Origin of the sequence: Aliiglaciecola sp. SL4 (assembly GCF_041538045.1) — a bacterium.
Classification (GTDB): Bacteria; Pseudomonadota; Gammaproteobacteria; order Enterobacterales; family Alteromonadaceae; genus Aliiglaciecola.
Genome location: NZ_JBGOSE010000003.1, coordinates 300942 through 324342, shown reverse-complemented (window position 1 = coordinate 324342; position 23401 = coordinate 300942). Strand labels below are relative to the sequence as shown.

The 23401-nt window shown below is 40.3% G+C and carries 19 protein-coding genes; 15 read left to right on the top strand and 4 right to left on the bottom strand.

Going from position 1 to position 23401, the window contains the following annotated elements; translation table 11 throughout:
* Window positions 1-17: 17 nt before the first annotated feature.
* Entirely contained in the window at window positions 18-2846 is a 2829-nt protein-coding gene (gene pulA / locus AB6T38_RS06820; RefSeq protein WP_372546580.1) for a pullulanase-type alpha-1,6-glucosidase, read from the bottom strand.
* Between the two features lie 559 nt (window positions 2847-3405).
* Between pulA and AB6T38_RS06815 the strand changes: the two genes are divergently transcribed.
* Together AB6T38_RS06815 and AB6T38_RS06810 are read left to right on the top strand one after the other, a co-directional pair.
* Window positions 3406-3612 carry a cold-shock protein gene (locus AB6T38_RS06815; protein ID WP_216048031.1) on the top strand — a complete coding sequence of 69 codons (207 nt, stop codon included), beginning with the start codon at window positions 3406-3408 and terminating at the stop codon, window positions 3610-3612.
* A gap of 231 nt (window positions 3613-3843) precedes the next feature.
* Window positions 3844-4452 (top strand): hypothetical protein, encoded by a 609-nt coding sequence (locus AB6T38_RS06810; RefSeq protein WP_372546579.1) that lies wholly within the window; start codon window positions 3844-3846, stop codon window positions 4450-4452.
* 297 nt (window positions 4453-4749) lie between these two features.
* On the opposite strand, the gene galE is transcribed toward AB6T38_RS06810, so the two are convergent.
* The 3 genes from galE to AB6T38_RS06795 all read right to left on the bottom strand — a co-directional run bounded on the left by galE (window position 4750) and on the right by AB6T38_RS06795 (window position 7740).
* Window positions 4750-5766, bottom strand: coding sequence for a UDP-glucose 4-epimerase GalE (galE, locus tag AB6T38_RS06805; protein WP_372546578.1), 1017 nt, complete (start codon window positions 5764-5766; stop codon window positions 4750-4752).
* A gap of 1 nt (window position 5767) precedes the next feature.
* Window positions 5768-6079 carry a DUF6170 family protein gene (locus AB6T38_RS06800; RefSeq protein WP_372546577.1) on the bottom strand — a complete coding sequence of 104 codons (312 nt, stop codon included), beginning with the start codon at window positions 6077-6079 and terminating at the stop codon, window positions 5768-5770.
* Window positions 6080-6222: 143 nt separating this feature from the next.
* A complete protein-coding gene (locus AB6T38_RS06795) occupies window positions 6223-7740 on the bottom strand; it encodes a peptide MFS transporter (RefSeq protein WP_216048034.1) in 1518 nt (505 codons plus the stop codon).
* A 779-nt stretch (window positions 7741-8519) separates the two neighbouring features.
* On the opposite strand from AB6T38_RS06795, the gene wecA reads away from it, so the two are divergent.
* The 13 genes from wecA to AB6T38_RS06730 all read left to right on the top strand — a co-directional run bounded on the left by wecA (window position 8520) and on the right by AB6T38_RS06730 (window position 23396).
* Window positions 8520-9590 (top strand): UDP-N-acetylglucosamine--undecaprenyl-phosphate N-acetylglucosaminephosphotransferase, encoded by a 1071-nt coding sequence (gene wecA, locus AB6T38_RS06790; RefSeq protein WP_216048035.1) that lies wholly within the window; start codon window positions 8520-8522, stop codon window positions 9588-9590.
* A 123-nt stretch (window positions 9591-9713) separates the two neighbouring features.
* Window positions 9714-10073: a hypothetical protein gene (locus AB6T38_RS06785; RefSeq protein WP_372546576.1), complete on the top strand. Its 360-nt coding sequence runs from the start codon at window positions 9714-9716 to the stop codon at window positions 10071-10073.
* The gene (locus AB6T38_RS06780) at window positions 10073-11842 is read left to right on the top strand and encodes a polysaccharide biosynthesis/export family protein (RefSeq protein WP_372546575.1); all 1770 of its coding nucleotides are present in this window, start codon (window positions 10073-10075) and stop codon (window positions 11840-11842) included. Before AB6T38_RS06785 ends, AB6T38_RS06780 begins: the two co-directional genes overlap by 1 nt.
* 22 nt (window positions 11843-11864) lie before the next feature.
* Complete coding sequence (locus tag AB6T38_RS06775; protein ID WP_372546574.1) at window positions 11865-12650, top strand: ABC transporter permease; 786 nt, start codon at window positions 11865-11867, stop codon at window positions 12648-12650.
* Window positions 12647-13297 carry an ABC transporter ATP-binding protein gene (locus AB6T38_RS06770; protein ID WP_372546573.1) on the top strand — a complete coding sequence of 217 codons (651 nt, stop codon included), beginning with the start codon at window positions 12647-12649 and terminating at the stop codon, window positions 13295-13297. The genes AB6T38_RS06775 and AB6T38_RS06770 overlap by 4 nt, the downstream gene beginning before the upstream one ends.
* Before the next feature lie 2 nt (window positions 13298-13299).
* On the top strand, window positions 13300-14754 hold the full coding sequence (locus AB6T38_RS06765; protein WP_372546572.1) for a lipopolysaccharide biosynthesis protein: 1455 nt from the start codon (window positions 13300-13302) through the stop codon (window positions 14752-14754).
* Between the two features lie 79 nt (window positions 14755-14833).
* Entirely contained in the window at window positions 14834-15721 is an 888-nt protein-coding gene (rfbA, locus tag AB6T38_RS06760; protein WP_372546571.1) for a glucose-1-phosphate thymidylyltransferase RfbA, read from the top strand.
* A 1-nt stretch (window position 15722) separates the two neighbouring features.
* Window positions 15723-16271 (top strand): dTDP-4-dehydrorhamnose 3,5-epimerase, encoded by a 549-nt coding sequence (gene rfbC, locus AB6T38_RS06755; RefSeq protein WP_372546570.1) that lies wholly within the window; start codon window positions 15723-15725, stop codon window positions 16269-16271.
* A 28-nt stretch (window positions 16272-16299) separates the two neighbouring features.
* Window positions 16300-17163, top strand: a complete 864-nt coding sequence (rfbD, locus tag AB6T38_RS06750; protein ID WP_372546569.1) for a dTDP-4-dehydrorhamnose reductase — start codon at window positions 16300-16302, stop codon at window positions 17161-17163.
* A 16-nt stretch (window positions 17164-17179) separates the two neighbouring features.
* Entirely contained in the window at window positions 17180-18268 is a 1089-nt protein-coding gene (gene rfbB / locus AB6T38_RS06745; protein WP_372546568.1) for a dTDP-glucose 4,6-dehydratase, read from the top strand.
* Window positions 18269-18518: 250 nt separating this feature from the next.
* Window positions 18519-20213 (top strand): hypothetical protein, encoded by a 1695-nt coding sequence (locus tag AB6T38_RS06740; RefSeq protein WP_372546567.1) that lies wholly within the window; start codon window positions 18519-18521, stop codon window positions 20211-20213.
* 20 nt (window positions 20214-20233) lie between these two features.
* Window positions 20234-22450, top strand: coding sequence for a hypothetical protein (locus AB6T38_RS06735; protein WP_372546566.1), 2217 nt, complete (start codon window positions 20234-20236; stop codon window positions 22448-22450).
* Window positions 22440-23396 carry a hypothetical protein gene (locus tag AB6T38_RS06730; protein ID WP_372546565.1) on the top strand — a complete coding sequence of 319 codons (957 nt, stop codon included), beginning with the start codon at window positions 22440-22442 and terminating at the stop codon, window positions 23394-23396. Before AB6T38_RS06735 ends, AB6T38_RS06730 begins: the two co-directional genes overlap by 11 nt.
* Window positions 23397-23401 lie beyond the last annotated feature (5 nt).

The window sequence follows — 23401 nt, the reverse complement described above, 5'->3', positions numbered from 1 at the left end:
CTATTTCTTGTTCTTTTTTATCGAACGAATACTGCAACTGTTAATTCAGGCAAATTAAAACCATATTCATCTGTTGTTGCGGTCTTAACTAATGGGTCGCTTCCTGTTTGTTGTGCAGGATGCAAACTGAATTGCTGCGCCTGCGCCATGCTATAACCTATGGTATGGGGATTGTGATTGAAAATAACTATGACCTGTTTGAAATTAGAGTCAATAGTTTCTGAGTGAGCCGAGCTAATTGACATCGCTATGACACCTTTTTGCTGGTTTGCACCTGTGTTCAGAAACTTAACTTGTTGAATCACTTCATCAGCCGTTTGCAGACTGAATAGCTTGGTTGAGGTACGTATTTTAAGAAAGTCCATAAAGACTTGAGACGAAAATTCAATGTCATCTGGCGAGACGAGATCTCTGCCTTGGTTTTGTCTAATGGTTTGGGTAATTAACTGCCAATTACTTTGGTCTTTTTCAGCAGGGGGTAAACCAACGTTGTAATTATTGGCGTTTTTCCCAAAATCGACTTTATTAAACCAATCACCAAAGTCATAACTGTCCCGCAAAAATGATTTAGAGCGTAATAATTCACTGCCCATATGAATAAATGGTATGCCTTGCGCCATCAATGGATAGGCCAGGGAGATTAACTGCATCCGCACCCGTTGATGGGTGGTCGCTTGGTGATTGATGCGATATTGATTATTGTCCCATAAGGTTTGGTTATCGTGTTTCGACACATAATTAATCGTATCTGCTGGATCTAAAGCATAACCGCTAGGCGCGCCGCCATAATCTACATGGGCACCAAGTACATCTTCTCCTTTGGCATTTTGTAGAGGGAATTTAGCTAAATTTGCCGCTAACCCTATGCGGGCTTGATCCATGGACAGCAGGTACTCCTCATGCAATGCTTTTGCATCGAGTTGGCTTTGCAGCTTGTTGGGAAACACCACTAGGCCATTGCCGAGTCCTTGACCTTTGCGAATATCATTTCCTGACAAAAATGACGAACCACCTCGAACGGCATCTCTTAACCTATCGGTAAAGGTGCCAATTTCAGTGCCCGCCATTTCCATTTGACTGGCTTGGGTGAACTGAGCATTGTTGGCTACCTCGCCAAAATTCCAGCCTTCACCATAAAAATAGGTATCGGCATCAACGGCTTTAACCGCTTCTCTGGCTTGCAACATGGCTTGTTTAGGTTGGTGTCCCATGAGATCAAAGCGAAAACCATCGATTTTATAATGTTGCGCCCACGTGACCAAAGAGTCTGTCATCAACTTGGCCATCATAGCGTTTTCCGTGGCGGAATTTTCACAACAGGTAGATTGTTCAATCGCTCCAGAAATAGGATCTAAGCGGTGATAGTAATTGGGAACGATTTTGTCGACTACCGATTTTTCTGCTAGCCCGGCTGCGAAAGTATGGTTATAAACAACATCCATTATGACGCGAAACCCTAACAGGTGCAGGCTCATGACCATTTGCCGAAATTCAACCAATCGAGGTATGCCTTCCGGGTTTAACGCATAACTGCCCTCTGGCACAGTGTAATGATAAGGATCATAGCCCCAGTTGTAATCATCTTTACTGCGGATTAGCCCAATTACTTTTTGAGCCTTGGAGGATGAGGGCGTATAGCTAAGTAAAAGACTTTGCAAGGACAATTCAGGGTTATAGTCGGTATGACAAATTTCCAATTCAGAGGCTAAAACGCACACTTTTTCTAAGCTGTCGTGCATGGAAATGACGTTGTTAGGGATTTCATCTATGGTGCTTAAATCATAGGTGGGGAGCAAGTGGATCGTATTTAGTCCCGCCTTTCTAAGCGCTTTCAAGTGATTGATGGAGTCACTGTTGGATTGACTGAATGCCGCGTATTTTCCAGCTAGATTTGGGTTAGAGAGGTTTTGGTCTGACGCGCTAAAATCTTTAATGCTTGTTTCATATAAAATTAAACTTTCCGGTGAATCGACCACAGGGATATTTTGTTGTTGCCAATTTTCTGGTTGAGTTTGCGGTGAGCTTAAATCCACCACTTGGGAATAGACACTATTGGTGGATAAGCTTAAGGAGTAGGGATCTGTCACCTGTAATACTTCAATCTGTTTCGATTCAGGGTGATAAACCTGAACTTGATAGCGATAGAAGGTTCCTTGCGGAGCATGACTAGTAATGCCACTCCAAGCGCCAGTTTGGGGATCTTCAGTGAGCTCTAATATGCCACTTTCCAACGGGTTTTTATGTTCATCGAACAGGCGAACTTTGACGTTCAGTGCGGTGGGAGCCCAAATCGTGAAACGCGTAGAGCTTCCTAATAGTTGCGCGCCAAAATTATCAATTTCATCTGCATCGTCTTGTTTTGAGGTATATAACGCGTCGAGTAGTTTTGCATTTTGTAGATAAGATAGACTTTCGATATCTGCCAAGTTTGGTTTTTTTGTGTGGTGATTAACCTCGACTACAGCGGCTTGCTGTTTCAGTAGCGATTTTAATTCAGAACGGGGAATGTCCATTTTGTAGGCATAAAAGTGACTTAAATGTGGGTAGGATTGCGACACCCACTGAGGTGTTTCCACCGCTACTAAATTGAACAGTCTGTCTGCTTGTTTTTTGTCATCTATACTGCCATTTTTCGAAAAGACCAAAGCTGGGTGGGATTTTTTATTCGCTAATAAAATTAAATCGGCGCGAATCCAGTGGGCGGAAAAATCGACCTGGGTTGTGCTGGTGTCATAATTAAGTGCTATTGGTTCGCCAACACTACGGTTAGTTTTTGTCGAGCCGCAGGCTGTCAATATGAGCAGCATGACAAAACTAATAGTACAAGTATAAATAGTAGGTTTCATGTTAAATCCTGTCTCACTCTCAACGCTTCTATGGGCGTTATAAACGGGCGTTGGTTTTTTAAATAATTGATTCGATTTGCCAATGTCTATTTGGTCAAGCACCTAGTCTATAAGTTCATTTGCTTAGGCGCGAATTACATACGTATGTTGTTTGTAAATAAATGAATTGGTAGGTTTAGAGCTCGTTTTACTCGCCTTTATGGGTAAGAGCAAACTTATAAGATTAGGCAAAATATTTAGTTTATCTGTCATTTTAGGGTCATAAATACTGAGTAGCATCGCCCATTAAGCTGTGCAAAACGATTAGGTTAACGAGCTGATTTTATAAGCTTTTAGTCGTAAAAAACATGAATTTTATATACACCTAATTATTATCTGTTAACCTAATAATCAGCGTGTAACATAAACGTGAATTACATTTTACTTAAGAATATCTTTACATCTGTTTTACCAGTTAGTTATTGAATAATTTCTGTTAGTAACATGCATTATTTCCATCGTTCTACACAGCTAAACCGGCGTGCATGCGCTATTTATTGACAAAAATTAGGAAAAGACTATGTCTAAATCAACTGGAATTGTTAAGTGGTTCAACGCAGAGAAAGGCTTCGGCTTTATTACTCCCGATAATGGCGGAGCTGATGTGTTTGTACATTTCCGTGCTATCGCTAGCGATGGCTACAAAACGCTAGACGAAGGTCAGCAAGTGACGTTCGATATTGAGCAAGGCCAAAAAGGTCCTCAAGCGGCAAACGTGACTGTTTAAAACATCACTGCGAGTCCATATGAAAAACGTCAGCTTAAGCTGACGTTTTTGGTTTTAGGGGCAGGAAATGTTGTTATGGTGAACCCCATGGCCTAAAGGTGAACCTGTAGTCGGTGGCTTCAGCCCCGAAACGCAATACGAATATTTCCACGGGATAAATCCCGTCCTACAGGGGTATCACCTGTAGTCGGTGGCTTTAGCCCCGAAACGCAATACGAACATTCCCACGGGATGAATCCCGCCCTACAGGGGCGTTTTCGGCCCCGAGATAGCATTTTAATCCCATGGCCTAAAGGCCATGCTACATGCGAATCTGTAGTCGGAGGCTTTAGCCCCGAAACGGCATACGAACATTCCCACGGGATAAATCCCGTCCTACAGGGGCGTTTTCAGCCTCGAGATAGCGTATTAATCCCACGGTCTAAAGGCCATGCCACAGGCGAATCTGTAGTCGGTGGCTTTAGCCCCGAAACGGATTACGAACATTCCCACGGGGTGAATCCCGTCCTACAGGGGCGTTTTCGGCCCCGAGATAGCATTTTAATCCCATGGCCTAAAGGCCATGCCACAGGTGAATTTGTAGTCGGCGGCTTTAGCCCCGAAACGCAATACGAACATTCCCACGGGATAAATCCCGTCCTACAGGGGCGTTTTCAGCCCCGAGATAGCATTTTAATCCCATGGCCTAAAGGCCATGCTACATGCGAATTTGTAGTCGGTGGCTTTAGCCCCGAAACGCATTACGAACATTTTCACGGGATAAATCCCGTCCTACAGGGGCGTTTTCAGCCCCGAGATAGCATTTTAACCCCATGGCCTAACGGCCATGCTACAGGGTGAACCTGTAGTCGGTGGCTTCAGCCCCGAAACGCAATACGAACATTCCCACGGGATAAATCCCGTCCTACAGGGGTATCACCTGTAGTCGGTGGCTTTAGCCCCGAAACGCAATACGAACATTCCCACGGGATGAATCCCGTCCTACAGGGGGTTATTCAGCCTCGAGAATATTGGTTTGATGGGCCCCATGGCCTAAAGGCCATGCTACGGATTTTTTTGTAGGTGGTTGCTTTAGCCCCGCGGGAATGTGGAAGGTTCCATGGCCTGAAGGCCATGCTACATGGATTGTTGGTATTCTTATTTAAATCCGTTGGGATTATTGGATTGCCAATTCCATGAGTCGCGACACATTTCCGCAAGGCCTTTTTTTGCGGTCCAGTTTAGTTCTTCTTTGGCCAGCTTTGGATCGGCATAACAAGCTGCTACATCGCCACTGCGTCTGGGCACAATATTGTACGGAATGGACTGTCCGCTTTGTTTCTCGAATTCTTTAACCATATCCAACACGCTATAACCTTGGCCAGTTCCCAAATTATAGGTCACTAATCCTGCGTTTTGAGTGAGTTTATCCAGCGCCTTCAAATGGCCATTGGCCAAATCTTCAACGTGAATATAATCGCGCACACCTGTGCCATCTGGGGTGTCATAATCGTCACCAAAAACCGATAATGCTTCGCGTTTTTTAGTGGCAACTTGTGTGATGAACGGCATTAAGTTATTCGGAATACCATTAGGATCTTCGCCTATTCGGCCTGATGGATGAGCGCCTGCTGGGTTGAAGTAGCGCAAGATTGCAATATTCCAACTGTTGTCTGACTTAAACAAATCTTGCAATACTAATTCAACCATCAGTTTAGATTGGCCATAAGGATTTGTCGGTTGACCGGTTGGCAAGTTTTCATGCAGCGGCAGGGTAGTTGGGTCGCCGTATACGGTGGCAGATGAACTAAACACAATATTTTTGACATTATGTTTGGCCATGGCTTCACACAAATTCAGTGTGCCAAACACATTATTTCGATAATAAAGTAATGGTTTTTCAACCGACTCGCCAACAGCTTTTAAACCTGCGAAATGGATAACAGAGTCAATCTTATTTTCAGTGAATACCTTATCAAGAATGTTTGAATCTTGAATATCACCTTCTACAAACGCAATTTCTTTCCCGGTTAATTCAGATACTCTTTTTAAGGATTCTGGAGAAGAGTTACATAGGTTATCTAGCACTACGACTTGATCGCCATTTTCCAATAATTGCAACACTGTGTGGCTGCCGATATAACCAGCACCGCCAGTAACGAGTATAGTAGACATGTTATTCCTTTATTTGTGAATCATCAGGTTGTTTCAAATATTTCGCCGATAAGCTGTATTGAAAGGGCTTCAAAATTAGAGGGTAAGCGATGATTATCAGTGCGGCCCAAAGTAACGAAGACCAATCTTGAAAAGTGCGCAGTACAAAAACAAAAAAAGGCACCATAATAAGCAGTTTTATAACGTTAAGAAATAACTTCTCAGGCGCAGTCAGCTTGCTTTCAGCTGCACGAATTTCTACAAAGCGCTCTTTAAGGCTTAAGTTTTGTAGTTGAGGAATTTGACGTGTCGAAAAATAGAATTTCAAAAGCACTACCTTGAGATCTTCGAATTATAATGGCGACATTATACAAACTATTTGGATCAAAAACGCCCCGAAATAATGTTTTTTGTTTCGGGGCGTGATTCAGTCTTTTAAATAAATGTTTTAGCTAAAAATTTATGGTGTTTCTAACACTACAAAATCGTTGGCTTTTCTTCGTCATGATTAAAGGTTTTCTTTTCAGCTAACTTTTCCCACTTACGTGTTTTCAGGGTCAATAGCCCAACAACAAGCGCTGCGGCAACGGTAATTTGTCCAATACCCCAAAACAGATTTGGCATATCACTCAAATTATCTGGGTCTAGTCCACCGGCTAATAAGCCCGCTGTCACATTACCGATTGAGTAAGTAAGTACAAACACGCCCATCATCTGACCGGCAAAACGTTTAGGCGACAATTTACTCACAGCGGCCAGCGCGACTGGGCTTAAACAAAGCTCGCCCACTGTATGCAAAAAGTAAGTAGCAACCAAGAAATAAGGCGCCGCTTTTAAGCCACTTGCGGCAATTTGTGCAGCAAAGAACATTACGATAAAGCCAGTGGCCATTATCACCAAACCAATGGCGCACTTGATTCCGTATGAAGGCGTTATCATGCGCTTACCCAGATTTACCCATAGGGCGGCAAAGAACGGGGATAAAGTAATGATGAAAAATGAATTAGCGGATTGGAACCAAGCTGGTGGGATCTCAAATGAACCTATCATGCGTTCTGTGTAGTCACGACCGAATAAGTTTAATGAAGAGCCTGCTTGTTCAAAGCCGGACCAGAAGAATATTGAGGCTAAACACACCACAAAGAGCGCACCTAAGGTTCGTTTTTCGTCTGATGACAAGTTACCAAACGCATAGATGCCAGCGTAATAAGCTAAGAAGACAACCGTAATGGCTACTGCTACATATTGAGCAAGGGTGACCGGGTCAATACTCAGCATTCCCGTCATCATCGCAAACGTTAGCACTGCAATACCCACTAAAAACACAGCGATTACTGTCCAGCTTTTCTTTTCCCCAGATGGTGTCATTTTAAGCAGAGGTTCAGCGCCTACGCCACCTAATCGGCCTATGGTGGCACGATATTGCAGTAGACCAATTGCCATACCTACGGCAGCAGCACCGAAAGCGTAATGGTAGCCTGCATTGACCTGCAACCAACCACAAACAAAATAACCAATTAACGAACCTAGATTGATGCCCATGTAATAAATGGTATATCCCGCATCACGTCTTTGATCTTCAGGGGCATAAAGCTGACCAACCAAAATACCTACATTGGGTTTTAACAGTCCAGTTCCTATCACCACTAGGATTAAACCAATAAAGAAACTCCAGCTGGCTGGAATGGCAAGCACAATGTGACCACACATGATCACGATACCACCGTACCAAACTGCTTTTTGGCTGCCTATTAGTCGGTCGGCTATCCAACCGCCGGGTAAACCCATGAAATACACTGCACCTGTGTACAATCCATATATTGCAGTAGCGGATGCCACCGTAATTGCCATTCCTTCTTCTTGAATACTGGCGGTCATGAACAAAACTAACAAAGCACGCATGCCGTAGTAGCTCATTCGTTCCCACATTTCAGTATAAAATAGTGTTTGTAGGCCACCTGGGTGACCGAAAAAATCGGGTGTTTTTGAATTCATTGTGTCGCTGCCTTTAGGTGAGTTCATCAGATGCGTTAACGCTAACTTTGCATGTGAACTGCTTTATTTTAATTATTGTTGTTTTTCTCATAGATTGATCCATTGCTTGCATCAAATCACCGAGATGAAAACTTGTAAACCCATTGTTTATACTAGAGCTCTTGTCTGAAAACAAGATTGTCGGTTTTTATTGTGCTTTATTTAAACGAATTTAAAGGAGATTTTCATTTACAGGCTAAGCAGGTTATTAAAAATCTAATTTCCCACCGAGCTATGCTGTACGATTAATGTGCATTTTAATAACGAGGATGCTCTAAATTTAATATATTCGTGCACAGACTCGGTGCATCAAATTTGGTGCATGCATTCCAAAATGGTATTAGCTGATTTTTTTAACAACAGTTAGAGAATAAAAATGCGCTTAAAAAACAAGCGATTCTAAGCGTTTTTTATTCTGTGTTGCGAAAAACATACAGTTTTTTGATGGGTAAATGTTTTTCCTGTATATTATACCAACGGATAATACGTCGATTGCATTTAGTAACACGATTTTACTGGTTTTCAGCAACTGATATTTGGTATCATCCCCGCGAATTTTCGAAGTAGCGGCGTTACCTATTTATTAGGAATACGAAGGAAAATACGATTTTCTTATAAATATCAAGAGGGTATAACTTGATTCTCATTGAAAATACAAGTTCTGCTGGAACGCTATGCTGCATACAGGCTCGATTATTGCTTCTGCAGCTTTAACGAATTAACAAGGAATCGTGTAATATATGTTTGCCTATTTGGAGTTTGTACCACTTTTTACTGCGTTTTTTGTAGCGGTAATATTGTTGATTGTAATGACTCCCTTTGCTCATCAACTTGGTTTGGTTGATCATCCTACTGCAAGAAAACAGCACAATGGTATGGTTCCGCTCACCGGTGGTGTGGCCATTTTTGGTGCAGTTTTAATTACTAGTATCTTAACCGATGTCTGGTTTAAAAACGGTTCTCTATTTTTTACCGCATCTTTTTTCATTATTTTGCTAGGTATGCTGGACGACAAGTTCGACTTAAGCGCTAAAGGGCGACTTATGTGTCAGTTCGGTGTGGCCGCAATAATGGCGTGGGCTGCGCAGAATTATATCACCTCGCTAGGCGATATTTTTGGCTTCGGTGACACCTCTTTTGGTTTATTTGGCTATTTCTTCACATTAATTTGTGTGGTTGGTGTTATCAATGCGTTCAATATGATTGATGGTATCGATGGGCTCGCCGGCGGTATGAGCTTGATAGTGCTGCTTGCCGTGGTCTTTTTGTTATTAATTTCCAATAATGGCAACGCCATTATGGCACCTATGATGGTTATTGCAGCCATCGTACCTTTCATGGCATTTAACTTGAGCTGGAAAGGGTTCAAAGGTAATAAAATATTTATGGGTGACAGCGGCAGCATGTTCGTTGGACTAACCATTGTTTGGTTGATGGTCGATTTTACCCAAGGTGCAGAGGCGGCTATGCGTCCAATGACAGCAGTGTGGATTATCGGGTTACCATTAATGGACATGGCTGCAATTATGTACCGACGGGCGAAAAAAGGTCAGTCAGTATTGAAGCCTGACCGCCAACATCTACATAATATCTTTATGCGAGCCGGCTTCTCTTCGCGTCGCTCGTTAGCCGCAATCTTGCTAATGGGATGTTGTTATGCCGCGGTAGGAATTTTGTGTGAACTGTATGAAGTTGCCGAATATATCATGTTCTATGGTTTCATAGTGTCGCTATTTATATACAGTTACGTAATTCAAAATATCTGGACTATTTTACGCTTTGTTCGTGGTAAACGAAAAATAGCTCGCTAGAATAGCATCAAGGGCAACCAACAGGTTGCCCTTACTTTTAGTGTTACTTTGCAAACGCATTCTTTGCAAAATCAAGGTGACGCGTTAGTATGAACTGTTGTGGACAAAAGCTAATAATAATTTATGAAAAAACTGAGTAGTTTCTTTTTACTAAGCATCCTTCTTCAAGGCTGTACTTCGATTGACCAACCCATTGCTAGTCGAGCACTTGTTGAGCATGAATTTGTTTCAGACGCTAAGCCTGTGTCATCTACGCAGCAAGCTATTTTGTCGCAGTCTTCTATGTCTACAAATGTGCAAATCGACGGTAAACCTGCGGTTTTAGGCAAACCTTTTTTCGCGGCCAGCGGTAAAACCTGTCGTAAAGTGCAGTTTATGCTTGATGGTCAACGTGTGTATTGTAAAACCGGTGACGGTGATTGGTACGCAGTTAGCCCTGTTTTAGCCAGCTACAGTGAAGCTACAACAGGAGGAAACCAATAATGTTATTAAATTATCGTGTCGTTTCTGCTTTCCTAATTAGAACAGTACTTTTCATCGCAAGCTCAATGTTTGTAGGTTCCCTATTTGCGCAACAAGCGCCAACCCAAGAACAACTGCAACAAGCTCAACAGGCTAGCCAAAGTCAACGAGTTGACTTGTCGCAATATATTCAATCAGGTGGCAATAGTACCGGTAGAGGAGGGAGTATCAATTTACCTTCGGATTCTGGTCCTATGCCTGCGGGTGAGGAAGGGTTGCCACCACCTTACGGCGCAAACTTGTTCAAAGGTGGGTTTGAAACGGAACGTAGTGATGGTTTAAATTCTTCTTATTTAGTTGCCCCCGGCGATAAAATTGCGATTCAAATGTGGGGCACGGTGAACAGTTCAGAAGTGGTTACCGTGGATAACCAAGGCAATATATTCATTCCAGATATCGGTCCGATTAAAGTGCAAGATGTGCCCGCTAATCGCGTCAACAGCGTAGTGACGCAAGGTATAAAATCAATATACACCAACAACGTGAGTGTTTATGTCAATCTGCTTACGGCAACGCCAGTGAGTGTGTTTGTGGCAGGTCCGGTGCTTAGACCTGGTCAGTACGCCGGTTTGGCTTCAGATTCAGTGTTGTTTTATCTAAAACGAGCCGGTGGTATTGATCCCCATCGCGGCAGTTACCGAAACATTACGGTAATGCGTCAGGGTGAAACGGTGCTAACTTACGATTTATACGACTTCCTAAAAATGGGTAAATTACCTGCATTCTCGTTCAAAGATGAAGATGTGATTTTTGTAGGCGAACAGGGCGCTATGGTGAACGTAGAGGGCGCGGCTAGATACCCATTTAGATTCGAGTTAGAAAAATCAAAACGCTCTGGCACTGCATTAATGAACTATGCTCGACCATTGTCGAAAACCAGTCATGTGGCGATAACCGGCAATCGTGAATCAGGCCCTATTTCGGTCTACTTGCCAGTTAATGAATTCGCCCAGTTCACCATGGCCGATGGTGATACCGTGTTATTTAATGATGACATTAGACCGCAAGTGATCAGCGTGCAAATCTCCGGCAGCTACGAAGGACCTTCTTATTATGCTGTAGAAAAAGATACACGTTTGTTGGACTTGTTAAGCTACATTGAGATTGACCCAGAACAAGCCAACTATGGTTCCATCTACATCAAGCGTGAAAGTGTCATGGAACAGCAAAAAATGCTGATCAACGAATCTTTAGACCGCCTAGAGCGAAGCTTATTTACAGCGCCTGCATCATCAAGCGGTGAAGCGTCGATCCGCGCTCAAGAAGCACAGTTAGTCTCACAATTTATTGCCCGCGCCAGAAGGATCGAGCCGCTAGGCAAAGTGATAGTGTCTGAAAATGGCAAAGTCGCCAATATTCGCCTAGAGCAAGGGGATGAAATTGTTATTCCAGCCCAAACTGACTTGATTCAGATTGCTGGCGAAGTGCTTATGCCTCAAGCCGTGGTTTATAATCCTGAGGCGACAGTATCCGATTACATCGCATGGGCAGGTGGATTTAGCGAACGAGCTGACGATGATCGTATTGCCATAGTTCACGCTAACGGTATCACCAGCTTTGTTTCATCTGATGCTGGGCAACATTGGTATTCTGATGAGCAAAATGCCACTTTACAAGCTGGAGACCAAATTCTGGTGCTGCCTAAGGTTGACGCAAAGATTATGCAATCTATCAAAGATGTTACCCAAATCATCTATCAAATTGCTGTAGCTGCCAATGCTGCAAGCTAAACTGCAAGCAAAGCACTAATTCATGACAACAGTTATTAAACGCAACAAATGGGAAATATGGCGAGACGTCATATTCGCCCTATTTGCCCGCGAAATTCGCACGGGGTTTAATGATAAGTTTGGTTTGAGTTGGGCGGTGGTGAATCCAGTTGTATTCATTTTTGTGTTGTCTTTCTTGCGAGGTAGACTGGCCGGAGGCGAAACTCACACTATACCCACCTTTACCTTTATGGCCATTGGCATACTGTTTATTCAAAGTTTTTTGCAAACGTTGGGGAGCACTGCTAGAGCAATTAAGCAAAATAAGCCTCTTTATGCGTTTAAGCAAGTACAACCAATTAGCGCTGTTTTGGCTGGTGGATTATTTCAAATCCTAGTTAAAGCCTTTGTGACAATTGGTATTGTTGTTTTGATGTATTTTTTGGGGATGGATCTACATATATCCGATCTACTTTTGTTTTTTACCTGCTTTTTTCTTTTGTGGATTTTTGCAATGGCAATAGGCTTGTTGTTTGGAATAGCCGAACTATTTTTAAAGGAAGTTAGCCGTGTAAGAGAAATGATAACTCGACCTATGTTTTTTATTTCCGGCGTGTTCTTTTCTTTGCAGGACTTTCCTAAAGAATATTGGCATTTCCTAAACTGGAATCCTGTACTGCATGCTATTGAATTAACACGCTTCTCCGTTTATTCCTCATATGGTAACGAAGGGGTCAGTTTGGCATATTTATCCTCTATCGTACTGTTTTTTACGTTCTTTTCATTAGCTATCTATCATGTTACTTGGAAACAGGCGATAAGCAGGTGATTCGTTTAGAAAATATTACTAAGTATTACCCTTCGAAGTTAGGTAATCAGTACGTTTTTAAAGAGTTATCTTTTGAGATACCTGCAGGGCATAACATCGGTATATTGGGTTCAAATGGCGCGGGTAAATCAACGTTATTTAGACTGCTTGCGGGCAGTGAATATCCCAATAAAGGGCAAATAATAACTGACTTAAGTTTATCATGGCCGGTAGCCTTGACTACAGGAATACACCCGCAAATGACAGGACGAGAGAATACGCGGTTTATAGGAAAAATAAATGGAGTAGGAGATTTAGATACCTATGAAAAGCGGGTTCAGAAGTTTGCAGAATTAGGTAATAAATATAATTTACCTGTTAAATCTTATTCCAGCGGAATGAAACCACGTTTAGCTTTTGCTTGCTCTATTGCAATCGATTTTGATGTGTATCTTATTGATGAAGTTACTTCAGTAGGGGATGCAAAATTCAGAAGGAAAGCCAAAGAAGCGCTTTTGGAGCGCAGTGAAAAGGCAAATGTCATAATGGTCAGTCATGAAATGGATGAGATCAGGCAATTTTGTGATAGTGCAATTGTGCTGCACAAAGGTGAATTAACGTTTTATAACGATCTCGAGCAAGGGATCGAACAATATCAGGCTTTATAAACATGACTAAACAAGCTCAATTAGAATTGGAACAACGCTTCGAAGAACTCAAAGCTTTGCTATCTAATGAACAATGGTCTGATGCTGACTTTTTAAATAAAAAGGTTGAAGAGTTAGAACTTACCGATGTTGCTTTAGCATTCCGATTAATGCAGCGAGTAAAAAATTTGGATCCTAGTGAAACTAATCAAAACAAATTAAAGGAATTGCGGGGTAAAGCGTTGCAAGAGGTACCTGAACTGGCGACCTTATCTTCAACGGAATCTAATAATCGAAAAACGATGTTACAAAATGCGTTAAGTCTAAAAGAACAAATTGCAGTTGTGTTTGCCCATCCTCAACTACAAAAGTTTAAACGTCCGTTGGTTTTATGCGTATTTTTACCCTTTGTGTTATTTGCTTTTTATCAAGTGATATGGGCAAGCCCAAGGTACGAAAGTCAGGCTAAATTGATAGTAAAAGAGCCGGATGGAATGGCCACTTTAGATCCAGCAATGGCGTTAATGTCTGGATTTGGTGTAGGTTCTGCTAGCTTAGATACGGAATTGGTTAAAGCCTTTATTTATTCAAATGATATGTTAACTTATTTAGAAAATACGCTAGATATTTCATCTCACTACAGTAATAACGCTTACGATATGTTTAGCCGTTTGGACGGTGATGCTAGTAGAGAAACCACCCTGAAATATTATTTGGATCGGGTTCTAGTTGAATTGGATGAAAAATCCCAAGTTATTAATATTTATGTACAGGCCTTTGAACCTGATTTTGCTCATTTGATGAGCAAGACTATTGTGGATAGGGCTGAGTGGTATATAAATGAAATTGGTCATAATCTGGCTAAAAAACAACTGGAATTTGTGATGTTGGAACACCAGTTGGTTGAGAAAAGATTGCAAAAAGCCAAAACAGAACTGTTAGCCTTTCAACGTCGCCATAACTTGTTAGATCCGCAAGCTGAAGGAATGGCGTTGCAGCAGATAACATACCAGATGGAAGGACAAGTAGCGGCTAAGCGCACAGAATTGAACGCCCTACGAAATAGTATGAGTGAGAATGCACCTCAGGTTATACAAGCTAGGTCACAATTGGAAAGTATGTTGGAACAGCTTGAAAATGAAAGGTCTAGGCTTACCAGTGATAAATCAGATAACAATTCTTTGCCTGAAGACGAACAAAACTTAAGTGTTTCGCAAATAATGGCAAAATTTAGTGATTACAAAATTAATATGGAGCTAGCCTTACAGGCTTATACTTCATCTCAAGTTTCTTTGGAAAAATCGCGAATTGAAGCTTATCGTCAACTTAAATACTTGGTTACAGTAGAGTCCCCGACGTCGCCTCAAGATGCCAAGTACCCAGAAGTGTTTTATAACCTAAGCTTGTTTTTAGCCATAACCTTAATGCTGTTTGGTATTGGGCGAATTGTAATCGCTACAGTGGCGGAATTAAGATAATCGGAATCTCAATTTAAAATTAGGTTGTTACATCTTATCAATAACCTTGCAATTTTAAAGTTTCAAATTTAATAAGGTAATGAATGTGAGAAAAGGAATTGTTTTAGCTGGTGGGTCTGGAACGCGACTCCACCCGCTAACTTCAGTGATCAGTAAACAGCTTATGCCGGTTTATGATAAGCCGATGATTTACTATCCCATTTCTACACTCATGTTAGCGGGAATTAAAGAGATCCTAATCATTTCTACGCCAGAAGAGTTACCTCGCTTTGAGTCTCTATTAGGCACAGGTGAGGCTTGGGGGCTTAACTTTAGTTATGCTGCACAACCTTCTCCGGATGGTCTTGCTCAAGCGTTTCTTTTGGGGGAAGAGTTTCTTGGAGATGACCACTGTGCGCTGGTATTAGGCGATAACCTTTATTATGGCCATGATCTTCAAGTGTCTTTGCGGCACGCTAATAATCAACCCTCTGGTGCCACCGTATTTGGTTATCACGTAACCGATCCTGAACGTTATGGTGTAGTGGATTTTGACGATGATTGGAAAGCATTGTCCATCGAAGAAAAACCGAAAAAACCAAAATCAAATTATGCAGTAACAGGCTTGTATTTTTACGATAACCAAGTGGTAGAGCTAGCTAAACAAGTTCAACCATCTAAAAGAGGTGAATTGGAAATTACTGACCTCAATAACCTCTATTTACAACAAGGTAACTTGCGAGTAGAGCTGATGGGGCGCGGTTCGGCATGGTTAGATACCGGCACTATTGATAGTTTGTTGGATGCATCAAATTTTATTGCTGCCATCGAAAAACGCCAAGGTTTAAAGATTTGTTGTCCTGAAGAAATTGCCTATCGTAAAGGTTTTATTGATGCCGCTCAGCTGAAAAAGTTGGCCAAGCCCTTGTTGAAAAGTGGCTACGGTAAATACCTGTCAAAATTGCTCACCGAGAAAGTTAAACATTAAAATGAAAGTAGTAAATACAAATATTCCCGATGTGAAAGTGATAGAGCCTAAGGTTTTTGGTGATGAGCGAGGTTTTTTCATGGAAACCTTTCGCCAAGATTGGTTCAAAAAAAATGTCGCGGACGTCGAGTTTGTGCAAGACAACCACAGCAAATCAAAGCAGGGAATTCTTCGAGGGTTACATTACCAACTAAAGCATACCCAAGGAAAGTTGGTTCGAGTTACCCATGGTGAAGTGTTTGATGTGGCGGTGGATATGCGTAAATCATCACCGACTTTTGGCAAAACGTGTAGCATTTTGTTATCTGCTGAGAATAAAAAGCAATTGTGGGTGCCTGCAGGTTTTGCCCATGGGTTTTATGTGACCTCAGATTACGCCGAGTTTTGTTATCGCTGTACCGACTATTACCATCCAGAATCTGAAGTATCCATCCGCTATGACGATCCTAATCTAGGTTTAGAATGGCCTTTTAGTAATACTGAAAAGCCAGGCTTGTCAGCAAAAGATGAAAATGGACTCGACTTCAATTCAGCACCCTATTTTGATTAAGATGAAAAAATTCATAGGCGATGTCTAAATGACAATAGTGGTTATTGGAAAAAGTGGTCAGTTAGCACAAGAATTAAAACGACTAGATGATAGTTTGCTTTGTTTAGGCCGTGACGATATTGATATAACCAGTGCAGAAAACGTTAATTCAATACTGAGTAACAATAATGTCACAGGTATTATTAATGCATCAGCGTACACCGCCGTAGATAAAGCCGAATCAGAAAAGCAACAAGCGTTTGAAATCAATGCTGCCGCGGTAGAGAATTTGGCCAAGTTCGCAAATCAAAACGCTGTGCCATTAGTGCATGTATCTACCGATTATGTGTTTTCTGGCGATAAAGGTTCACCTTATCTGGTTGAAGATGTGCATGCGCCTATCGGTGTTTACGGGGCGAGTAAAGCGGCAGGGGAAAAGGCTATTCAGCAATTCGCGCCTAGCCAAGGGTGTATTATTAGAACCAGTTGGGTGTACTCACAATTTGGCAATAATTTTGTGAAAACAATGCTGCGATTGATGGCCGAAAAACCCGAACTGGGTATCATTGATGACCAAATTGGTTCACCCACATCAGCCAGCGCTTTAGCCAAAGCCTGTTTGTATGCGGTTAATCATAATGTGAATGGGGTGCATCACTTTACTGATTCAGGTGTTTGCAGTTGGTACGATTTTGCACTAGCAATTCAAGAGTTAGGTATTAAGTATGGGCTATTAAATAAATCCATCCCGGTTAAACCAATTCCAACCTTAGCGTATCCCACTCCGGCAAAGAGACCGAGCTATAGTGTATTAGATAAAGCCTCCCTTACGATGGCTTTTAACGGACTTCAACCCAAACATTGGCGGGTCGAATTGAGTGAAGTTATGCAACAAATAGCTTCAACTAAATGAATAAAAGATATTAAAAATGACTAAAAATAAAGCGTTACTTGTGACCGGCGGTGCCGGATTTATCGGTGCGAACTTCGTTCTGTATTGGATGCAAAATAACCCTAACGATAAAGTAGTGGTTTTAGATGCACTAACTTACGCTGGTAATCGTGCAAATCTAGCATCAGTTGAGTCAAACGAGTTTTTTGAATTTGTAAAAGGCGATATTTGTGACACAAGTTTAGTGGAGTCACTGTTACAAGAACATCAAATTGATACTATCGTGCATTTTGCCGCAGAATCTCATGTAGATCGCTCTATAACTGGGCCAGACGCCTTCATAGAAACTAATATCATTGGCACCTATAGTTTGCTCAAAGCGGCTAAAAAAGTTTGGATTGACCTGCCAAAAGAAGCAGGGGAAGCGCCATTAGAACATCGTTTTCATCATGTTAGTACCGATGAAGTCTATGGTTCTTTGGACGCAAACGATCCGGCTTTTACCGAAGATACGCCATATGCTCCTAATTCTCCTTATTCCGCAAGTAAGGCCGCCAGTGATCATTTAGTGCGAGCGTATCATCATACCTATGGCTTAGAGGTAACCACCAGTAATTGCTCAAACAATTATGGTCCTTACCACTTCCCAGAAAAGTTAATCCCCCTCATTATTACTAATATTTTGCACAATAAACCCTTACCTGTGTATGGTGATGGGCAACAAATTCGTGATTGGCTTTACGTTGAAGACCACGCCCGTGGAATTGAGCTGGTGCTTAAAAAAGGCCGCATAGGTGAAAATTATAATATTGGCGGCCATAATGAATGGGCTAATATTGATATTGTGGAATTGGTTTGTGAAAAAATGAATCAGGCGTTTGCTACCAACACCGAATTACAGGAAAAGTACCCAGACGCAACGAGTGCAATTACTGGGCAAGCTGAAGATCTTATTACCTATGTTACCGACAGGGCAGGCCATGACAGACGTTATGCGATAGATGCCACTAAAACTAATAATGAATTATACTATAAACCTGAAGAGACTTTTAAATCAGGGATAGCTAAAACGATTGATTGGTATTTAAAAAATGATAGTTGGTGGAAAACATTAGTTGAGCGTTAATTAGTGTCTTTTCTGAAGAACGCAAATTTTAATTAAATGTTCTTTAGTTACTTAAATATTGTGTCAGTAATTGTTTAGTTAACAAATATATAGGCCGTAAAACAATAGGTGCTGTTATGGGTGTAATATTCTTACAAATTAGTTATTATTCATCTGATCAATAGTCATCAAATTAACAGCTTTCCAGTTTCCATTGAAACTGTTAAATCAAGCAAACAAAAAATCAAATGATATTAATAGGATATATAGTTTGAAAATCATCATTACCACTGAAAACACAGAGCTTTGGCGAAATTTAGCGAAGTCATTTGATGATAAGAATATCAAATTTATAGAATCTTATAGTGATTTAGAAAACAATACAGAAAGTAAACTCGTCTTTTGTTACCAACCCGTAGTTGACTTAGAGCTATTGGCGAAAGATTTGCAAACGAATAAAATTGATTCGGCATTTTTGTTTTATCAACAAAGTGAATTTGTTCTTGCAAGTGCAGTTAGTCAAGGTGAGGATTTAGAAACCGCCACTAATGAATGGCAACAAAAAGGTGATTTATTGTTGAACGTCCATAAACAATATCGCCGTAAAATTAAACTGATTAATTTGAATCAAGCATTGCTGAATCAAACTACTTTTGCCGAACAAATGAAAGATCAAGGAGTTTCGATTCTTAACAGCTTTGATTATCAACTTATCTCCGATTTTAATCTACTGCTTGCATGTCAACACGTTCGTCAGGAACAAAGATTGGCGCATTTAAATCTCGTCTTAACAGCTAGCAGTTTGCCGGTATGTGAGACAATTGATTTGGTTTTGGACAGCGACAAGGTGTTAAAACTGAATGCTGCTGATAGTAGTACAAGAAAAGAGTTAGAGAAAAATATTGAAACTCTAAACAATCAACTCAAAGAACAAAAAAACGCCATGGATTTAGCTAACCAAGCGTTAAAAGGTGAACAGAAGATTGTTGCTGAACTACAAGATAAATTGGTGCTCCAGAGTACCTCAATGAAACAGCAAGCCGAAAGTGTAAAACAAGAACATGAGTTGTTGGAATTACAATTAGCGAGCGTACAGGAAGAGTTAGAACAGTTTTATTTAGATTTCGAAACTGAAAAACAGAAATATGAACAAACAGAATTGCAGTTAACAACCCAATTAACAGATACCTTGGCTAAGTTAGAGGCGGAGAAAAGTGAAGGGGAGTTATTAGAACTGCAATTAGGGCAGGTTCAAGAAGAGTTAGAAGAGTTTTTCTTATACTACCAATCTAAAGACAAAGAAATTACAGCCTTTAAAATTGAACTAGAATCGCTCAACAAGAAAAACGCTGATTTAGAGAAACAACTGGCTAATTCAACTAATTTGGTGGTGTCGTTAAATTACAAGGTTACTGATCTCAACGCAGAGATAAAACAAAAAGATAAAACTCAGGCTAAAAATTTACAGCAAATCAAATTAAAGCAAATGGAGTTGGATAAACAAGCCTCTCAAATCGCCAAGGCAAAGAGTGAAAATAACATTCTTAAGCACAATTTGAATCAAGCAAAAGCTGAAATCACCCAAATTAAATCATCCACTTTCTGGAAGTCGGCAGATCCTGTTCGTAAACTGGTAAAAGCCGTAGGAAATATGGATAAAAAGAAAGCTAAATTACAGGAAAATATAGGGTTGTTATTAACCTCCGAATATTTTGATGCCGCTTGGTACTTAGAAACTTATCCTGATGTGGCGGCATCGGAAATTAACCCTGCGGAACATTATCTAAAATTTGGAGCCAAAGAGGGGCGTTTCCCAAGCCCTCAGTTTGATGGAAAGTGGTATCTTCAGCGCTACCCTGATATTGCTGATGCAAATATTAACCCTCTAATCCACTATATAAAGTTTGGAATAAGTGAAGGAAGAAGTGCCTCTCCAAAAATGCTTGTCAATCAAAATAAACCATAGTTTGAGCAAGGACGAATATAATGAATAAAGTCTTAATTTGGTTAGGGGCAGGGCAAGTTGAAACACCAAGTATTAACTTCGATAAATTCGAAACTGTGGTGTTAGTTGAAGCTCGCTTAGAACAGGTAGCCAAGCTTCGTAAACAGTTTAGTAAAGATAACAAGTTTAAAATAGTCCACGGAGTCATTTCTAATACTGCTCAAAAATCTGATTTTAATCGGTATTCTTTAGATGAGTTTTCTGCTTTTTCATCTGCTACAGGCTTAAAGGAACTTTATCCGGGGTTAAAGTTAGAAGAGCGGGAAGAAGTAAATACTGAAGTTATTGTTGATGTGTTAGAAGAGTACATTACGCAACCTGCTTCGATTACCTTGGTTTTGGATATACTTGATATAAATCACTTAATATTAGAGTCTTTGTTCAGCATTGAGTTTTGGCAGAATATAAGCACGCTTTATTTACCTATTCCTGAGATCTCGTTATACGAAAATGCCCTGCCTGCACCGGAATTATTATCCTTATTGCAGTCCCAAGGTTTCGAACTGACCACTACAGATAGCCTCGATCCAGATATTCCCATTGCCGAGATGCATCGCAATCCCATGTGGTCTGAACTTGAGTTGGTAAAAAAACAACTGCAGTTGCAAAAAAGTCAGCATCAGAAGGAAATTGAAGAGTATAAAAGTCAATTCCTAGCGCAAAATAATGATGCCGAAAAAGCGAAGAGGGATTTTACTCAATCTTTAGAAAAACAGTCTGTTGAATTGAATAAAGTAATCGAAACTAACAACAAACTTAAGTCAGAGTTGGAAGAGTCTAATCAACAAAAAACAGACTTAGTAAAAAGTTTGGAAAAAAGGTTAGAAAGTGACAAGTTAGCATCTGAAGCCACAATAAAACAGCTTCAAACGGATAAGCAACAATTAATTGAAACGCACGGAAAAGATAAAGAAGAAAACGAACAGCAACATCAAAAATTATTCAGTCAAATTCAAACATTGACGGCTCAAGTGGAGCCGAAAACTAAAAGAATCGAACATTTAAACACTTCTTTAGAAACTCAAAAAGCAGAGTCTACAAAACAGTTCGAAACATTGCAGGCTGAAAAACAACAAGTAGCGAGTAATTTAGAGCAATTGAAAATAAACTTTTCAACTTTAGAGTTAGAACATAAACAACAACTGGAAGAGAGTTCACAAGCCAAACAATCTTTTGAAAGCGAAAAAAGTTCATTAGAGTCTGAGTTATCTTCACTTAAAATCGAACTCGAAAAACGAACTAAGCAACGAAATGAGCAAGCCCATTGGCATGAAGAAAATAAAAAATGGGCTGAAGAGTTGAACAAAAAGGTGGAGTCCTTAGAGGTTTCATTGAAAGCGTCTAATGAAAATTTGAAGGCTGTGCAGACTGAAAAACAGCAATTAGAGACAAAGGTAGACGACTTAAACACAAAGCTTTCAGTATTGGAAACTGAGCATAAACAACAGCTTGATAACAGCTTGCAGGTCAAACAATCTCTTCAAAGTGAAAAAAGTGCAATAGAATCTGAATTAAGTTCACTTAAAGCTGAACTCGAAGAACGAACAAAGCAACGAAACGAACAAGCCCACAGGCTCGAAGAAAGTAAAAAATGGGCTGAAGGGTTAAACAAAAAGGTGGAGTCCTTAGAGGTTTCATTGAAAGCGTCTAATGAAAATTTGAAGGCTGTGCAGACTGAAAAACAGCGATTAGAGAGTAAGAACGAGGAGTTAAGCACAAAGTTTTCAGTATTGGAATCTGAGCATAAGCAACAGCTGGACGACATTTTAGAAGTCAAACAATCACTTCAAAGCGAAAAAAGTTCGTTGGAATCTCAATTAAGCTCACTTAGGGGCGAACTCGAAGAAAGGACAAAACAAAGAGACGGACAAGCCAATTGGCACCAAGAGTTTAAAAAGCGATGTGAAGACCTACAAGAAAAGGTTAATGCGTTGGAAGAGTCATTGAATATTGCCAATGGTAATCTAAAATTATCTTTCAATACGCTTACTTTGAATACAAAATTAATTACAAAGTTAGAAATGGATAATGACGGTTTAAGAGCCAGCATAATTGAACGAACTGATGAGTGTAAACAACTAAAAACTCTAATTAATGAGCTTTATGATAAGTTGCTTACTGCTTCTGAGTTTTATGATGACGTTAAAAAGAGTTATCCAGAATTAATAGATTGTGAATCTAAAAAACATGAACTTTAAAAAGCTTGTAAAATTTAAAAATGAGCTAGATTCTATTTCTCAGTTAATTGAAACTAGCCCTACCACTGATTTTATTAAAAAAAGTAAAAAATTAAATAATCTTAATTTCCAAGATAAAGAAACGAAAAGTTTGTTGTCAAGATGTGCTCGGATTTGTGACGAAGAAGAAGTTAAAAAGAAACCATTACTTCGAGTAATTCACCATTTCGCATGTAGTGGCGGTACATTGATATCTAAGTGTTTGTCTGCATTACCAAATGTTTACGTCCTAAGTGAAGTTCATCCGCTTTCTAAAAATCATCTGCATAATGAATTGAAGTACTGCCCTACAGATATAACTACACTAGCACGATATGCAAATGTTCCCGATGCTGATGAATTAGCAGTGAAGCTTTTTATTAGAAACGTTATTGATACAGAAAAATTTATAAGAGAGCGAGGTGGTATTTTAGTAATCCGAGAACATACGCATATGGATTATTGTTTAGGAGGAGCCGCAAATACTCAGTCAACAGTAAATGAGTGTTTGAAAGAGCATTTCGAGTTAAAACACATTGTCACAGTGAGAGATCCGGTCGACTCTTATCATTCACTAAAACTCAATAAATGGGTGCAATTTACACCAGATTCTTTTGATGAATATTGTAAGAGGCTCTCTATATTCATTAGCCATTATAAGACGGAAGATATTACCAAGTATGAAGATTTCGTTAGTCTCCCTGAACAGCACTTAGAAAACATTTGTACCTTATTGGAATTACCTTATAACGAAAGGTTTAATGACATATTTGATATTTTTAAAGTGACTGGAGATAGTGGTCGGCGGGGAGTAAAGATTGAACCGCGAGAGAGACGAAAGTTATCGAAGCAGTTTTACAAAGAAATTAAGAGTTCAAGTTATTACAGAAAGCTTGCTAAAAAATTAAATTATAAAAAAATTACGTAAAAGTA

Bases quoted from the DNA above. Each gene is read 5' to 3' on its own strand.
- pulA (WP_372546580.1), bottom strand. From the start codon at position 2,846: ATGAAACCTACTATTTATACTTGTACTATTAGTTTTGTCATGCTGCTC.
- AB6T38_RS06815 (WP_216048031.1), top strand. From the start codon at position 3,406: ATGTCTAAATCAACTGGAATTGTTAAGTGGTTCAACGCAGAGAAAGGC.
- AB6T38_RS06810 (WP_372546579.1), top strand. From the start codon at position 3,844: ATGAATCCCGCCCTACAGGGGCGTTTTCGGCCCCGAGATAGCATTTTA.
- galE (WP_372546578.1), bottom strand. From the start codon at position 5,766: ATGTCTACTATACTCGTTACTGGCGGTGCTGGTTATATCGGCAGCCAC.
- AB6T38_RS06795 (WP_216048034.1), bottom strand. From the start codon at position 7,740: ATGAATTCAAAAACACCCGATTTTTTCGGTCACCCAGGTGGCCTACAA.
- wecA (WP_216048035.1), top strand. From the start codon at position 8,520: ATGTTTGCCTATTTGGAGTTTGTACCACTTTTTACTGCGTTTTTTGTA.
- AB6T38_RS06785 (WP_372546576.1), top strand. From the start codon at position 9,714: ATGAAAAAACTGAGTAGTTTCTTTTTACTAAGCATCCTTCTTCAAGGC.
- AB6T38_RS06780 (WP_372546575.1), top strand. From the start codon at position 10,073: ATGTTATTAAATTATCGTGTCGTTTCTGCTTTCCTAATTAGAACAGTA.
- AB6T38_RS06775 (WP_372546574.1), top strand. From the start codon at position 11,865: ATGACAACAGTTATTAAACGCAACAAATGGGAAATATGGCGAGACGTC.
- AB6T38_RS06765 (WP_372546572.1), top strand. From the start codon at position 13,300: ATGACTAAACAAGCTCAATTAGAATTGGAACAACGCTTCGAAGAACTC.
- rfbA (WP_372546571.1), top strand. From the start codon at position 14,834: ATGAATGTGAGAAAAGGAATTGTTTTAGCTGGTGGGTCTGGAACGCGA.
- rfbC (WP_372546570.1), top strand. From the start codon at position 15,723: ATGAAAGTAGTAAATACAAATATTCCCGATGTGAAAGTGATAGAGCCT.
- rfbD (WP_372546569.1), top strand. From the start codon at position 16,300: ATGACAATAGTGGTTATTGGAAAAAGTGGTCAGTTAGCACAAGAATTA.
- rfbB (WP_372546568.1), top strand. From the start codon at position 17,180: ATGACTAAAAATAAAGCGTTACTTGTGACCGGCGGTGCCGGATTTATC.
- AB6T38_RS06735 (WP_372546566.1), top strand. From the start codon at position 20,234: ATGAATAAAGTCTTAATTTGGTTAGGGGCAGGGCAAGTTGAAACACCA.
- AB6T38_RS06730 (WP_372546565.1), top strand. From the start codon at position 22,440: ATGAACTTTAAAAAGCTTGTAAAATTTAAAAATGAGCTAGATTCTATT.